This is a genomic window from Levilactobacillus fuyuanensis, assembly GCF_003946395.1.
Lineage (GTDB): Bacteria > Bacillota > Bacilli > Lactobacillales > Lactobacillaceae > Levilactobacillus > Levilactobacillus fuyuanensis.
Window position 1 is genome coordinate 11,985 of the sequence record NZ_RHNZ01000013.1, and the last position, 14,573, is coordinate 26,557.

Annotated in this window: 12 protein-coding genes; 5 read left to right on the forward strand and 7 right to left on the reverse strand. The window is 49.8% G+C overall.

Annotated elements, in window-relative coordinates:
- Nucleotides 1–59: 59 nt before the first annotated feature.
- The 7 genes from gyrA to dnaA all read right to left on the reverse strand — a co-directional run bounded on the left by gyrA (nucleotide 60) and on the right by dnaA (nucleotide 9,562).
- Nucleotides 60–2,540, reverse strand: a complete 2,481-nt coding sequence (gene gyrA / locus EKM73_RS07985; RefSeq protein ID WP_382387504.1) for a DNA gyrase subunit A — start codon at nucleotides 2,538–2,540, stop codon at nucleotides 60–62.
- 78 nt (nucleotides 2,541–2,618) lie between these two features.
- Complete coding sequence (gene gyrB / locus EKM73_RS07990; RefSeq protein ID WP_125701438.1) at nucleotides 2,619–4,565, reverse strand: DNA topoisomerase (ATP-hydrolyzing) subunit B; 1,947 nt, start codon at nucleotides 4,563–4,565, stop codon at nucleotides 2,619–2,621.
- A gap of 3 nt (nucleotides 4,566–4,568) precedes the next feature.
- Nucleotides 4,569–5,723 carry a DNA replication/repair protein RecF gene (gene recF / locus EKM73_RS07995; protein WP_125701439.1) on the reverse strand — a complete coding sequence of 385 codons (1,155 nt, stop codon included), beginning with the start codon at nucleotides 5,721–5,723 and terminating at the stop codon, nucleotides 4,569–4,571.
- Nucleotides 5,723–5,950, reverse strand: coding sequence for a S4 domain-containing protein YaaA (gene yaaA, locus EKM73_RS08000; protein ID WP_020088836.1), 228 nt, complete (start codon nucleotides 5,948–5,950; stop codon nucleotides 5,723–5,725). Before yaaA ends, recF begins: the two co-directional genes overlap by 1 nt.
- 42 nt (nucleotides 5,951–5,992) lie before the next feature.
- The gene (locus EKM73_RS08005) at nucleotides 5,993–6,178 is read right to left on the reverse strand and encodes a hypothetical protein (protein ID WP_125701440.1); all 186 of its coding nucleotides are present in this window, start codon (nucleotides 6,176–6,178) and stop codon (nucleotides 5,993–5,995) included.
- A gap of 615 nt (nucleotides 6,179–6,793) precedes the next feature.
- Nucleotides 6,794–7,933, reverse strand: a complete 1,140-nt coding sequence (gene dnaN / locus EKM73_RS08010; RefSeq protein WP_125701441.1) for a DNA polymerase III subunit beta — start codon at nucleotides 7,931–7,933, stop codon at nucleotides 6,794–6,796.
- A 270-nt stretch (nucleotides 7,934–8,203) separates the two neighbouring features.
- A complete protein-coding gene (gene dnaA / locus EKM73_RS08015; protein ID WP_125701442.1) occupies nucleotides 8,204–9,562 on the reverse strand; it encodes a chromosomal replication initiator protein DnaA in 1,359 nt (452 codons plus the stop codon).
- Nucleotides 9,563–10,098: 536 nt separating this feature from the next.
- Between dnaA and rpmH the strand changes: the two genes are divergently transcribed.
- From rpmH to mnmE, 5 genes are all read left to right on the forward strand, one after another.
- Complete coding sequence (gene rpmH / locus EKM73_RS08020) at nucleotides 10,099–10,233, forward strand: 50S ribosomal protein L34 (protein ID WP_081624573.1); 135 nt, start codon at nucleotides 10,099–10,101, stop codon at nucleotides 10,231–10,233.
- Nucleotides 10,234–10,337: 104 nt separating this feature from the next.
- Nucleotides 10,338–10,694, forward strand: a complete 357-nt coding sequence (gene rnpA, locus EKM73_RS08025; protein WP_125701443.1) for a ribonuclease P protein component — start codon at nucleotides 10,338–10,340, stop codon at nucleotides 10,692–10,694.
- A 2-nt stretch (nucleotides 10,695–10,696) separates the two neighbouring features.
- Nucleotides 10,697–11,530: a YidC/Oxa1 family membrane protein insertase gene (locus tag EKM73_RS08030; protein ID WP_225421346.1), complete on the forward strand. Its 834-nt coding sequence runs from the start codon at nucleotides 10,697–10,699 to the stop codon at nucleotides 11,528–11,530.
- A gap of 594 nt (nucleotides 11,531–12,124) precedes the next feature.
- On the forward strand, nucleotides 12,125–12,919 hold the full coding sequence (gene jag, locus EKM73_RS08035; protein WP_125701444.1) for an RNA-binding cell elongation regulator Jag/EloR: 795 nt from the start codon (nucleotides 12,125–12,127) through the stop codon (nucleotides 12,917–12,919).
- A 256-nt stretch (nucleotides 12,920–13,175) separates the two neighbouring features.
- Nucleotides 13,176–14,570 (forward strand): tRNA uridine-5-carboxymethylaminomethyl(34) synthesis GTPase MnmE, encoded by a 1,395-nt coding sequence (gene mnmE, locus EKM73_RS08040; protein WP_125701445.1) that lies wholly within the window; start codon nucleotides 13,176–13,178, stop codon nucleotides 14,568–14,570.
- Nucleotides 14,571–14,573: the final 3 nt, after the last annotated feature.

Genomic DNA, 14,573 nt, shown 5'->3' on the forward strand with positions numbered 1-14,573 from the left:
AAAACTAGCCATCACCCTAAAGGGCAATGACTAGTTTTTCAAATCCATAGTTATTTAGTTTAAGCTTCCGGTGCGTCAGAATCCGGCGTCACTGGTGTTGAATCGGTTGCGGGGGCGTCACCGTCCGTCGTTTCACCGTCAACCTCAGCGCTGTCGTCTTCCTTATCGACCTTGGCCATAGTGGCCACAGCGGTATCGTCACCTAGCCGAATCAGGTGGACCCCTAAGGTTGCCCGACCGGTCTCGGAAACATCGCTCCCGTTGAAGCGAATCATGACACCCTTGTTGGTGACTAACATCAGGTCTTCATCACCGTCCAAGGTGGTCAATCCGGCTAACGGCCCGTTCTTCTCAGTCACGTTGACGGTCTTGATACCTTTACCGCCACGTCCCTTGATTGGGTATTCGCTAGCTGGTGTTTGCTTTCCATAACCCTTTTCGGAAATGACAAACACCCGACTGTCCGGCTTGAGGACGCTGGCCCCGATCACGTAATCACTCTCACGCAACCGAATCCCGCGAACCCCAGTTGCCGACCGGCCCATTGACCGCACGTCCTTAGCCGCAAAGCTAACGGCGTAGCCCAGATGGGTTCCGATGATCATGTTGGCATCACCATTGATGATGTCGACATCGATCAATTCGTCGTCATCCTTCAGGTTAATGGCCTTCAGACCATTGCTGCGGATGTTGGCAAATTCATCGACTGGCGTCCGTTTGACCGTTCCTTGAACCGTCGTGAAGAAGATGTCGCGTTCGGCATTTTCTCCCGGATTGGCCACGTTGATCACGGCCTGCACATGCTCGTTGTTGTTGATACCAAGCAAGTTAATGACCGGAATCCCTTTGGCCGTCCGCCCGTATTCAGGGATTTCATACCCCTTCATCCGGTAGACCTTCCCGGTGTTGGTGAAGAACAGAAGCATGTCATGCGTGGACGTTGCCACGAGGTGTTCGATGAAGTCATCTTCATGGACACCCATGCCTTGAACCCCTTTACCACCACGGTTTTGGGCTTTAAATTCAGACGTTGGTAACCGCTTGATGTAGCCGTTGTGAGTCAATGAGACCACCACGTCTTCTTCGGCAATTAAGTCTTCGTCTTCTAGACTCAAGACTTCACCGACCATCAATTCAGTCCGCCGCGCGTCACCGAACTTGTTTTGAATTTCCATCAATTCGTCGTAAATGATGCTCTGTTGGCGTTCCTTGGATGCCAAGATTTCCTTGTAATCCTTGATGTTCGCCATGACATCATTGTATTCCTTCTCGACCTTTTCACGTTCCAGACCGGTCAGACGAACCAACCGCATGTCCAAGATGGCCTGCGATTGCTTATCTGACAGACTGTAACGTGTCATTAATTCATTTTTCGCCACTTCAGCGGTCTGTGACTGCCGGATAATGGTGATGATTTCATCGATGTGATCGAGCGCGATCCGCAACCCTTCCAGGATGTGGGCCCGAGCTTCAGCCTTCCGTAATTCGAAGGCCGTCCGCCGTTTGATAACTTCCAATTGGAAGTCCAAGTAGTACTGCAAGATTGGCTTTAAGCCCAGCACTTTAGGCGCACCCTTGACGATGGCCAACATGTTGATCCCAAACGAGGTCTGCATGAGGGTCATCTTATACAGGTTATTCAAAATCACTTCGGCACTGGCGTCACGCCGGACGTCAATAACGATCCGCATCCCCGTCCGGTCGGTTTCATCGTTGACATCAGTAATGCCTTCGATGCGCTTGTCCCGAGCCAATTCGGCGATCCGTTCGATCAGCTTGGCCTTGTTGACCATGTAAGGAATTTCCGTGGCCACAATGCGTTGCTTACCGTTCTTTTCTTCTTCAATATCGACTTTCGCCCGTAAGGTAATGGTGCCCTTCCCGGTCTCGTAAGCCCGGCGAATAGCAGCCTTCCCCATAACGATCCCACCGGTTGGGAAGTCGGGGCCTGGTAAGACCTCCATCAACTCAGCCAGACTGGCATCGGGGTTCTTCATCAAGATGTGTAGGGCACTGATGACTTCCGTCAGGTTATGTGGCGGAATGTTCGTGGCCATCCCCACAGCGATCCCGGAAGCCCCATTAACTAACAGGTTGGGGAATCGTGAAGGGAGCACAACGGGTTCGCGTTCGGACCCATCATAGTTATCTTGAAAATCAATCGTATCTTTGTTAATGTCACGCAGCATTTCCATCGCGATCTTACTCAACCGCGCTTCGGTATACCGCATGGCAGCGGCCCCATCACCATCGACAGAACCAAAGTTCCCATGACCGTCCACTAACATGTAGCGGTACGAGAAGTCTTGGGCCATCCGCACCATGGATTCGTACACGGCAGAATCACCATGTGGATGGTATTTCCCGAGGACATCCCCGACCATCCGGGCAGATTTCCGGAATGGCTTATCGGGGGTGATCCCGAGTTCGTGCATATCGTATAGGATTCGACGGTGGACTGGCTTCAAACCATCCCGCACATCTGGTAACGCCCGTTGCACAATCACACTCATCGCGTAATCCAAGAAGGATGTTCGCATGGTTTGTGAAAGGTCAACGTCGGTAATCCGACCTATATTGTAATCTTGATCAGCCAAATTTTTACCCTCCGTTCTTCACTAAACATCCAACTCGGCGAAGGTGGCATTGTCCTCGATAAATTCCCGTCGAGGCGCAACCTTGTCCCCCATCAACATGCTAAACACTTGGTCAGCGTTGATGGCATCCTGAGCATCGACCCGTAAGAGCCGCCGGTTTTCCGGCTTCATGGTCGTGTCCCAGAGCTGTTCGGCATCCATTTCACCAAGCCCCTTGTACCGTTGAATCTGAGGCTTTGGTGCGGGTGGCAATTGCCCTAATAATTCTTTCAATTCATCATCGGAATCCAGGTAACGTTGCATCTTCCCTTGCCGAACCCGATACAGGGGTGGGCAGGCGATGTACACGTAACCGGCATCCAACAATGGCCGCATGTAGCGGTAGATCAACGTCAACAACAGCGTCCGAATATGGGCACCATCGACATCGGCATCGGTCATGATAATTAATTTGTGATAGTTAGCCTTCGACACGTCAAAGTCGGAGCCGAAACCCGTTCCCATGGCGGTAAACATCGAACGAATTTCTTCGTTCGCCAGAATCCGGTCCATAGAAGCCTTTTCAACGTTCAAAATCTTCCCCCGAATTGGCAGGATGGCTTGAGTCAACCGCGACCGGCCCTGCTTAGCAGAACCACCGGCAGAATCCCCTTCGACAATGAACAATTCGGAAATGGCAGGGTCCTTAGACGTGTTATCGGCTAATTTCCCAGGCAGGTTGGAGATTTCCAACCCGCTCTTCTTCCGCGTCACTTCTCGAGCACGCTTAGCAGCGACCCGCGCCTTAGATGCCAACGTCCCCTTGTCCACAACCTTGCGGGCAATGTCAGGATGTTCCATCAGGTAGCGCATAAAGTGGTCGGCGAACGTGTGATCCACGGCCGTCCGGGCATCGGAGTTCCCTAACTTGGTCTTGGTCTGACCTTCGAATTGGGGATCCGGATGCTTCACGGAAACCACAGCGGTCATCCCTTCACGAACGTCATCCCCGGTCAGGTTAGGCTCGTTATCCTTCATCAGTTTATTTTGCCGAGCGTAATCGTTCACGACCCGGGTCAACGCACGTTTGAATCCCTCTTCATGGGTCCCACCTTCATAGGTGTGGATGTTGTTGGTAAACGTCAACAGGTTGTTGTGGTAGTCGTCCGTATACTGCAAGGCCACTTCCACGGTAATCCCGTTTTCTTCACCTTCAACGTAAATTGGGGGTTCAAATAATGTTGTTTTATTTTCGTTTAAGTAGTCAACGTAATGGCGAATCCCACCTTCATAGTGGAAATCATCTTCAGTTGGCGTTTCTGGGCGTTCGTCACGAATCGTGATCCGTAAACCTTTGTTCAAGAAGGCCAGTTCACGAACCCGGGTCGTCAACGTCTTGATATCAAACGTCGTCGTTTCCCGGAAGATATCTGGGTCCGGCAAGAAGTGCACGATAGTTCCGTGACGATCTTGGTCCAGGCCCTCTTCCATGACATACATTGGCTTATCAACGTGGCCACGTTTAAAGGTAATCCCATAACGTTTGCCGCCCCGAATAACCTGAACCTCCAGGTGAGTCGACAGGGCGTTAACGACGGACGCACCGACCCCGTGAAGTCCCCCGGAGACCTTGTATCCGCCACCGCCAAATTTACCCCCGGCATGCAGGATGGTATAAACCGTCTCCAAAGCGGGCTTCCCCGTTTTTTGTTGCGTGTCGACAGGAATCCCACGACCGTTATCAGAAACAGTAATACTGTTATCCTTTTCGACCGTGACATGAATGGAATCCGCAAAGCCAGCTAAGGCTTCATCGATCCCGTTATCCACAATTTCCCAAACCAAGTGATGGAGACCTTGGGCACTGGTCGAGCCAATGTACATCCCGGGCCGTTTCCGGACCGCTTCGAGGCCCTCTAGGACCTGAATTTGGCTGGCATCATATTCTCTGGCTTGTTCTGCCTTGGTTTCGTGTTCTTTATCAGCCACTGCTTAATCCTCCTTTGTTGCCGGATCGCCACTGGGGGCAGATCCATCCGCCACCACCGTCCCGTTAGCCACATGAAAAATGGTCGGGTCTTTAATCAGCTGGCGGGTAATCCCGCTCAGACTGGTGGTGGTAATAAACGTCTGTACTTTATCCTGGATAGCCTTCAGCAGATGGGTCTGCCGGGCATCATCCAATTCAGAAAGGACATCATCAAGTAACAAGACCGGATATTCTCCGGTCTCTTCTTTCATTAGGTCAATCTCAGCGAGCTTGACGCTTAACGCCGTGGTTCGCTGCTGACCCTGGGAGCCGAACGTTTGCACGTTCTTCCCGTTGACCCGAAAATGCAGATCATCTCGGTGCGGGCCCACCAGAGTTGTTCCTCGGTAGAGCTCCTTGTCCTGATGTTCTTTATAAAGCTGCGTTAGCGCCGCACAAATGGTATCCGGGTCCGTCAATTGGTCCTCTGGTACCTGGGTCGCGTAGTGAAACGTCAGCTCTTCTTTTTGCTGAGAGATCTCGGCGTGAATCGCCTGCGCCCAGTGCTCCAGCTTATGTAACATCCGCAGCCGCTGGGCAATGATCTCCGCACCATACGCGGCCAGTTGGTCGGTTAAGACCGACAAAAACAACAGGTCACGATTTTGCTTATGCTGTAAATCCTTGAGGTACCGGTTCCGTTGCTTTAGTAGCGTCCGGTACTGACTCAAGTTATACAGGTAGCGCGGATTCATCTGGCCAAACTCCATGTCCATGAAGCGCCGCCGAACAGTCGGGGCACCTTTGACAATGGCGAGATCTTCCGGTGCAAACAAAATCACATTGAGCTGGCCGATATATTGTGACAGTCGAGCCTGCTCAAGGTGATTCACTTTGGCGCGCTTACCTTGACGTGAGAACGTTAATTCTAGGGGCACCGACCCCACCGACTTCACGACTCGTCCGCTAACCTTCGCCGTTTTGGCTTCCCAGTTAACGAGGTCGTGATCATTGGCCGTTCGGTGACTTCGCGTCAACGCAAGAACGTAGATTGCCTCTAATAGATTGGTCTTGCCCTGCGCATTTTCTCCCAATAAGACGTTAATCCCGGGTCCTAACTCGAGATCAGCACTGGGATAATTCCGAAAATGCTGCAGCTGCAGTTCTTGCAAATACATTATTCACCCTGCTTTGAGCGTATAAAAAATAATCCTGTACCAGGTACTTCCACCGTATCACCAGGATACAGCTTGCGGCCCCGCCGGTTGTCCGGCTCGTCGTTGATATTAACGGTGTTTTCCCGCAAATACCACTTGGCTTGACCGCCAGTACTGATAATGGATTCTTCTTTGAGTAACTGGCCTAAAGTAATGTAGGGCGTCTCAATGAAAACTTCTTTTTTCACAATTTCACCCCTCTATATTCTTCTTTTATATTATACCGCATTTTAGGGAAAAGTACAGTTTAACTGCTTGATTTTTGCGTTCTCAGCCGATTTAAGCCCTTCCTGATATTTTTGGTAAAAAACCGGTAAATTTGCTCTAATCAAAAAATAGCGGCCTTTTAACGATTTTTTTGTTTTTTCAGGCTTTTTTTCAAGCTTTTCTGAAAGTTGCTGAAAATCACGAAGCATATGCGCACGCAAGTAACGAATTTCACGTGGAAATTGTTGAGATTTTGACGTTGTTTTCAGAAATTGTGACTGTTGTAGTTGAATTTCGCGTTTTTGAGGGTGTTTTCTGATTCACTCTCGTTTTTGATACGTGCTATTTGAGAGGTCTGGGTGATTTTCTCTATTTAATTGACGATGGCCTAGCTTATTTTGGCGTGCTGCCATTGTTAAGCGTTTGTGGGAGAAGCGCTTTTCCTTCCTTTGGGTTGATTTCGATTTATTTTCTCGGAACCTTCTCTCTAATTTTATTCTGAGTTCGAGACTTTCCTCTAATTTCACATTGCCGAAACGTGCTCCACAAGACAGACTCCTGCGCTTAACCCCAATAAGGAAAAAGCCAAGTTCGGGCTTTCCACTATGATTTTTTACTAGTTCAAAGACTTTCCTTCTAATTTCACGTTGCCGAAACGTGCTCCACAAGGCAGGTCCCTGCGCTTAACCCCATTAGGCAAAATCCAGGTCCGGGATTTTCTGCCTAATGACGTTAATGCTCAGGACCTAACCGCCTTGTTCCGCACTCTTTTTTACAAAAAAAGCGCCACCCCTTTTGAGGTGACGCTCCGTTAGTTTCTAAATTTAGAAAGTCCGTACCGGTGTGATCAGTTGAATAAAGTTGCTGGTATCTTCCGTTGGAACCAACGTGAATGGCCGTAATGCTGACGTAAAGGCTACGCGGATCGTCGTTTGACCGAATGACCGTAAGGCATCCTTCATGTAGTCAGGGTTAAAGGAAATTTCGAGGTCGTCCCCGGTAATTTCCTTAGGATCCAAGGCTTCTTCAACATTCCCGACATCTGGGGAGTTACTGAAGATGGTGACCTGGTTGTCCGCTGGCGTCAGCGTCAGCTTAACCACGTTGTTCCGGGATTCGTGAGACAACAGTGAGGCCCGTTCAACAGCTGCCAATAATTCTGGCGCTTCGAATTCGACCGTCGTCGAGGCATCCTTTGGAATCAACCGTGAGGTGTCTGGGTAGTTCCCTTCCAGTAAGCGTGAGTAGAACGAGGTGTCCCCTAGTAAGAACAACACCTGGTTTTCTGAGAACTGCATCTTCACGTCGCTGTCATCGTCACCAATCATCCGAGAAAGTTCAGTCAAACTCTTCCCAGGAATGATCACATCAAAGGCTGCACTACTTGGCGTAGGTAGCTCAATCTGACGTTGTGATAACCGGTGACTATCCGTGGCGACCGCCAAGAATTGATTGTCAGCCAACACAAAGTGAACCCCGGTCAAGATTGGGCGACTTTCTTGGTTGGAAACGGCAATGACCGTTTGGCTGATCAATTCCTTGAAGACGGCACCAGACAACACAACGGAATCTGCAGCGTCAACCTCTGGCAAGTGCGGGTAGTTGTTGGCATCTTGCCCGTTAATATTAAAGGCTGCGGACCCGGACGTAATCTCTGTTTGGAATGCGTCCTTAACCGTCACCGTCATGGTTTGTTCTGGCAAACGTTTAACAATTTCACTGAAGAAACGAGCCGTTAAAACAATGGCGCCTGGTTCATCAATGGTTAAGCCAATATCTGGATCATCCGCCCGAATCAGAGATTCGATTGAAATGTCAGCGTTCGAACCAGTCAATAAGAGGCCCGCATCACTAGCAACGATCTTGATCCCCGTTAAAATGGGAATTGTGGTCTTAGACGAAATGGCCCGTGACACATTGTTGAGTTCCTTAATGAAGGCCGCCCGGTTAATGGAAAATTTCATAAGATGAGACACTCCTTTTTAGTGGTGCGTAGTTTACTTAATTAAAAGAAAAAGACAGTAGCCGTAGTAGAGCAGTGTATTCTGTGGATAACTTGACGAAATAGCCTGTGTTACTAGCTTTTCCACCTGTGGATAACTTGTGGAAAACTTTAGAGCTATTCTCTTTTTATCCACACGCTCTGTTAGCCATACGTCTATCATACCCTAGTTGGTCACAAAAAAACCGTCGCGAGTCTGCTAACTTGTCGCGCTGACTCGGACGGTTTCGTCCTAGCGCCGCAATTCATCTTTCAGATTATCGATGTCCTTTTGCAATTCGGCATCGGTCTTCAGTGAATCCTGGATTTTATCGTAGGCGTGGATGACCGTGGTATGGTCTTTACCGCCAAATTCGTTCCCGATACGTGGGAGTGACGCTTCCGTCAATTCACGTGACAGGTACATGGCGATTTGACGGGGCATGACAATGGCCTGCTTGCGTTTCTTTCCTTTCAAATCCTTGAGAGACACGTGGAAGTAGTTTGCCACACGGTCCTGAATGACCGGAATCGTGATGGCATCCGTGGCGTTGGCCAAGTTGAGGCTCTTGAGCGCTTCAGCGGCTAGGTCAGTCGTGATCGGTTGATGCATCAACTGATGGTAGGCTTGAACTCGGGCCAATGCGCCTTCAAGTTCCCGCACGTTAGAGTCGATTTGCCCGGCGATGTAGCTTAGCGTGTCGTCGGGGATGTCGATCTGATCGGCGTCGGCTTTGTTGCGGAGAATGGCGATTCGCGTTTCCAAGTCCGGTGGTGTAATGTCGACCGATAAGCCCCAAGCAAACCGCGAAACGAGGCGGTCCTGCAACTTAGGAATTTCATTTGGTAGTCGATCGGAAGTCAGGACGATCTGCTTCTCATCATCATAAAGCGCATTAAATGTATGGAAGAACTCTTCTTGGGTTCCTTCCTTATTAGCGAAGAACTGAATATCATCGACCAGTAGCAGATCAACGTTACGATACTCCTGACGGAACTGCTCCTGCGTCCGGGTTTGAATCGCATTGATAAAGTCGTTCGTGAAGGCTTCGCTAGTGACATATTTGACCTTGGTATCCGGGCGATCTTCAAGCATTTTGTTGCCGATCGCATGCATCAAGTGGGTTTTACCAAGGCCCACGCCACCGTAGAAGAACAGCGGATTATACATCACGCCGGGTTCTTCGGAGACAACTAAGGCCGCTGCGTGGGCCATTTGGTTGCCTTTTCCGATGACGAAAGTGTCAAAAGTGTAGCGGGAGTTCAGCGCGGTTTCCTTCATGAAAGTCGGTGTTGGCTCAGCAGTGGCCGGTTCCTCGGGGGTCGCGGTCTTTGCTTTGCGAGTTGCCTGTTGTTGGCGTTCGCTTTCGATGATCAAAATCGGCTGAATATCTTCGTGAGCGGCTTGGTATGCGTATTCTACCAATTGCTGGTCCAGGTGTTGGTGGGTCCAGTAATCACGATGCAGGGGTGACGGGAGTTCCAACGTTAACTTGTTGCCATCTAAGGCAATCGGCTTGGCAGTTTCAATCCAAGTCTTGTAGGTCGTTGGTGTGTTATTCTCCTCGAATAACTCCTTGATATCAGTCCATAAAGTTACCATATCTGGCACTGATGTATCCCCCTATTAATTATTTAGATAGTCATTTCCCATTTGGGCGTAAGACCCCCAAACGAAAACGTAAGTCCAGTGTAGCATGAAGAAAAAAAGTTTTCCACAGGGTATTTTGAACTGTGAATAATTGTTTCACAGAAAGTGGATAGAGTTATCCACAGGCAGTCGAATGTCTGTGGATGGTTTTTAACAATTTGAGTTATGCACACCCGTCTGTGGACTTAAAACGTGACATTGACAAGTGTTTCACAAGTTATCCACAGAATCCACTGAACCTAGAAAAGCAAAATAAACAGGCTGTGGAACGGTGGATAACCGAGTGGGAAAGTCTGGAAAAACTTTTTAACAATTTTAGAGTTATCCACAGCCAAAGTGCATGAAACAAATTTCTTCGGGGAGAACTTTTTTATGGAAATTCAAAGTTCCTATTTCCATTCCGCCGAATTTATGCTAATATGTTCAGGAAATGCATTTAGTATTTGTCTGGCTCCACCAGATAAAAAATAGTCATAGTTAAGAGAGGAGATTTTACGATGAAGCGCACTTTCCAACCAAAGAAACGTCACCGTTCACGTGTCCACGGCTTCCGCAAGCGTATGAGCACTAGCAATGGCCGTCAAGTATTAGCACGTCGCCGTCAAAAGGGACGTAAAGTATTGTCTGCATAGGCCGCTGATAGTTCAGTGGTCTTTTTATTTTATCTGCGAGAAGACTGGGACCCTAATCTCTCGCGGACTGTTCAACAAATCGTTGAGAATTTTGGAGATGCACCATGCGAAAATCTTACCGCATTAAGAAAGAAGCGGAATTTCAGCAGGTCTTTGAAACCAGAAATTCGGTCGCAAACCGGCAATTTGTGGTGTATTCAATGGAAAAACCTGATCAATTACATTTTCGAGTTGGCATTTCGGTCGGTAAGAAAATTGGGAACGCGGTCCACCGTAATTGGGTGAAGCGCCGGATTCGGCAGAGTCTACTCGAGTTAAAACCCTACCTCAAACAGGATGTGGATTTTCTCGTAATTGCTCGGCCCCGGGCGGACGGCATTTCCATGACTGATGCGAAGAGCAGCCTGATTCATGTTTTGAAACTGGCAAAACTGCTGGATTCCAACTATAGCGAGGAATAAAAGTGAAAAAGTACAAACGTACCCTACTTATGCTAGGTATTGTGAGCTTAGTCTTTATCCTTTCCGCTTGTAGCAATGCACCAATCACCAATCATAGTACTGGGATTTGGGACGGCTGGATCGTTCTGAACTTCTCCCGGGCAATCATTGGGTTGGCCAACATGTTCGGCGGGAGCTACGGTATCGGGATTATCATCTTTACGGTTATCGTGCGGATTATTTTACTCCCACTGATGATTTTCCAGACCCGGAGCATGCGGAAGACGCAGGACTTACAGCCACAATTAAAAGCTTTACAGAAGAAATACTCCTCAAAAGATCGCGAAACGATGCAAAAGATGCAGGCCGAACAGCAAAAGCTGTATTCGGAAGCGGGCGTTCACCCCATGTTGGGTTGCCTGCCTGCCGTCGTTCAGTTGCCAATCATCTGGGCGTTGTATCAAGCTATCTGGCGGACGGCCGTTCTGCGGTCTGGGAGCTTCCTGTGGTTGCAATTGGGCCACAAAGACCCGTATTTCATCCTACCTGTCTTGGCTGCTGTTGCCACGCTGATTAGTTCGTGGTTAAGCACCAAGTCAATGCCAGAGTCCAACTCAATGAGTACGATGATGATCGTCGGGATGCCGGTAGTGGTCTTCTTCACTGCCCTGAACGTGCCATCATCACTGTCCTTATACTGGACGATTTCCTACGTGTTCCAAGTTGGCCAAACCTTGTTAATTCAAAATCCGTGGAAGATTCAAGCGGAACGCGATGCCAAGGAAAAGGAAAAGAACGAACACGAACGCACGGTCAAGAAAGCAATTCGACGTGCAAAGCAAAGCAAACGCAAGTAAACAGTTAGCATAAATGCATTTTATTGGCGCAGGACTTCGGTTCGGCGCCTTTTTTGTACAGAGAGTGGAGCAAGGCGATTAGGTTCTGAGCATTAGGGAGCTAAGGTCTTCTGTTCGGCCTCGCCGGACAGGAGGACTTATCTTTCTAAGCGGAAGAACCTGCCTTGCGGAACTCGTTTCGACCAGAGTGTGAAAGAGGGTGGTAGGTCCTGAGCATTAACGTAGATAAGTGCCAGCTTGGCGGAGCCGAGCCGGTGCTTATCTGGGTTAAGCGCAGGGACCTGCCCGACTGAACACGTTTCAGAGGCCGCATATTTCCCAAGTGTTCTGGCGAGAGCAAGTCCGGTTCTCTAAGCTAGAACGGCTACTAACAACTTCAGCGGGCCAGCCCAATCCGCATTCCCCAAAAACACACAAAGCCCGCCCAGCACACTAATACCTAATACATTTCTCAAAACAACTCGCACCATTTCGCGTTTCTTAACAGCGTCTCAGAGTCTCATCTTCCCAATCATTTTCAGACTGAATTACGGGGTGCGTCGCAAGCATTATGGTATACTGAATTTTAGCGAAAAAGACATGGAGGAATGGACGATGACAATCTACACGGGCAAAACGGAAGAGGCAGCGATTGCAGCGGGGTTAACCGCGCTCAACAGTCGCCGCGACCAAGTGGTAATTAAGGTGGTCGCCACTCCGCGGAAGGGTTGGCTGGGAATCGGTCGGCGCGATGCCATGGTGGATATTGTCCTAAAGACGGTTGCGGAAGATTCATCCGCCGCACCAGCGCCAGAATCAGCAGCGTCAGTGGGGAGTTCAACGGCTTCAATGAGTTCGGCAGTTGCTTCAGTAGCGCCAGTAGCCGCCGCACCAGCTGCGGCGGCGACGTCAGCCACAGCAGAACCCACAGTGACCCCTCAGGAGCGCCGTAAGCGACGTGAGGCGGCCATCGAAGCTGTTCAGGACTACTTGGCAACCATCGTCGAACAACTGGGCATAGACGCCACGATAGACGTTGAATCGGGTGCGCACCGCCAAGTCCGGTTGGTCTTTACCACGGATAAGGAAGGACTCCTGATCGGCAAGCACGGTCGGACCATCAACGCCTTACAGAGCTTGGCCCAACTATTTTTGAATCATCACGGTGCTGCTCACGTGGAATTGGAGCTGGACGTTGCGAACTACCGGGAACGGCGTGCGGCTACGTTAGGTCGCTTGGCGGAGAGCACAGCACGTGAGGTCGTCGCGACCGGGAAACCCATTTATTTGGACCCGATGCCATCGTTTGAACGCAAGCAGATTCACGCCGTGTTGTCGAAGAATCGCTACGTCACGACGTATTCTGCGGGGAAGGAACCCCATCGCGCGGTCGTCATCGAACCGGCATAAGTTTCGTTTGACAAACGCGCCGTTACCCCTTATAGTGAAGACAATCATTCTTATCAAGTTTACGATAAAGTAGTGAAAGTACTTTATCCACGCACAGTTAGGTGGCGTGGAGTAGGTGCTTTTTTTTATGGCGTTAAATGATACGCCCGGGGTGAGCGCTTGCAACGTTAGCCGTTTTAGCACAGCATCACGTGACGAAAACCGAAACTTGTTTAAGACAATTCAGACAGTAGGAAATATAAAAGGAGGATGGCTCATGACAGTCACCACAACAGAATTTGATACGATTGCAGCAATCTCGACGCCGCCTGGTGAAGGTGGGATCTCGATTATCCGGTTGAGCGGTGAGGAAGTCTTCGACGTTGCCTGCAAGCTATTCAAGGGCGCAGACTTAACGAAGGTTGGGACGCACACCATTCATTACGGCCACATCATCGACCCCGAAAATGGGGAAGAAGTGGATGAGGTCATGGTTACGGTGATGCGGGCCCCCAAGACCTATACCAAAGAAGATATTATCGAAATCAACTGTCACGGTGGTATCGTGGCTACGAACCGGATCCTTCAGTTGTGCCTGAGCTACGGCGCACGGTTGGCCGAACCCGGTGAATACACTAAGCGGGCCTTCTTAAATGGTCGGATTGACTTGACTCAGGCGGAATCCGTCATGGATCTGATTCGGGCCAAGACCGATAAGTCGATGAAGGTCGCCTTGAACCAATTAGACGGGGATTTGTCGAAATTGATCAGAAATCTTCGTCAGGATATCCTGGATGCGCTGGCTCAAGTTGAGGTCAATATCGACTATCCCGAGTACGATGACGTGGAAACCATGACGACTAAGATGTTGCTGGAGAAGGCCCAAGAGGTCAAGCAACAGATCAAGACGTTGCTGGCGACCGCTAAGCAGGGAAAGGTCCTTCGTGAAGGCCTTGCCACGGCGATTGTCGGGCGGCCTAACGTGGGGAAGAGTAGCTTGTTGAACCACCTGCTCCACGAAGACAAGGCCATCGTGACTGACGTCGCTGGGACCACACGGGACGTGATTGAAGAATACGTCAACGTCAAGGGCGTGCCGTTGAAGCTGATCGATACGGCCGGTATTCGTGATACAACGGATAAGGTCGAGAAGATTGGGGTCGAACGGTCACGAAAGGCCATCAACACGGCTGATTTGGTCATGCTGGTCTTGAACGCCAGTGAGGCCTTAACGACCGAGGATATGCAGTTGCTGGACGCTACGGCTGACACGCAACGGATCTTAATTTTAAACAAGACGGACCTGCCACAGAAGCTGGATATGTCGGTGTTGAAGCAATCTGCCGGTGACAGCCCAATTCTTGAAACCTCCATCTTGAAGAGTTCAGGGTTGGATAAGCTGGAGGAAACGATTGCCCATCTTTTCTTTGATGAGGGAATCGAATCCAGCCAAAGTACGGTGATGGTGACCAACGCCCGGCACATCGGGTTATTGCATCAAGCCAGTGACGCCTTAGACGACGTCATGCACGGGATTGCTGCGGGGATGCCCGTGGATCTGGTTCAGATCGACATGACCCGGGCCTGGGACTTGCTCGGAGAGATTACCGGGGATAGTTACCAAGACGAGCTGCTCGATCAGCTGTTTAGTCAGTTCTGTTTAGGAAAATAGCGT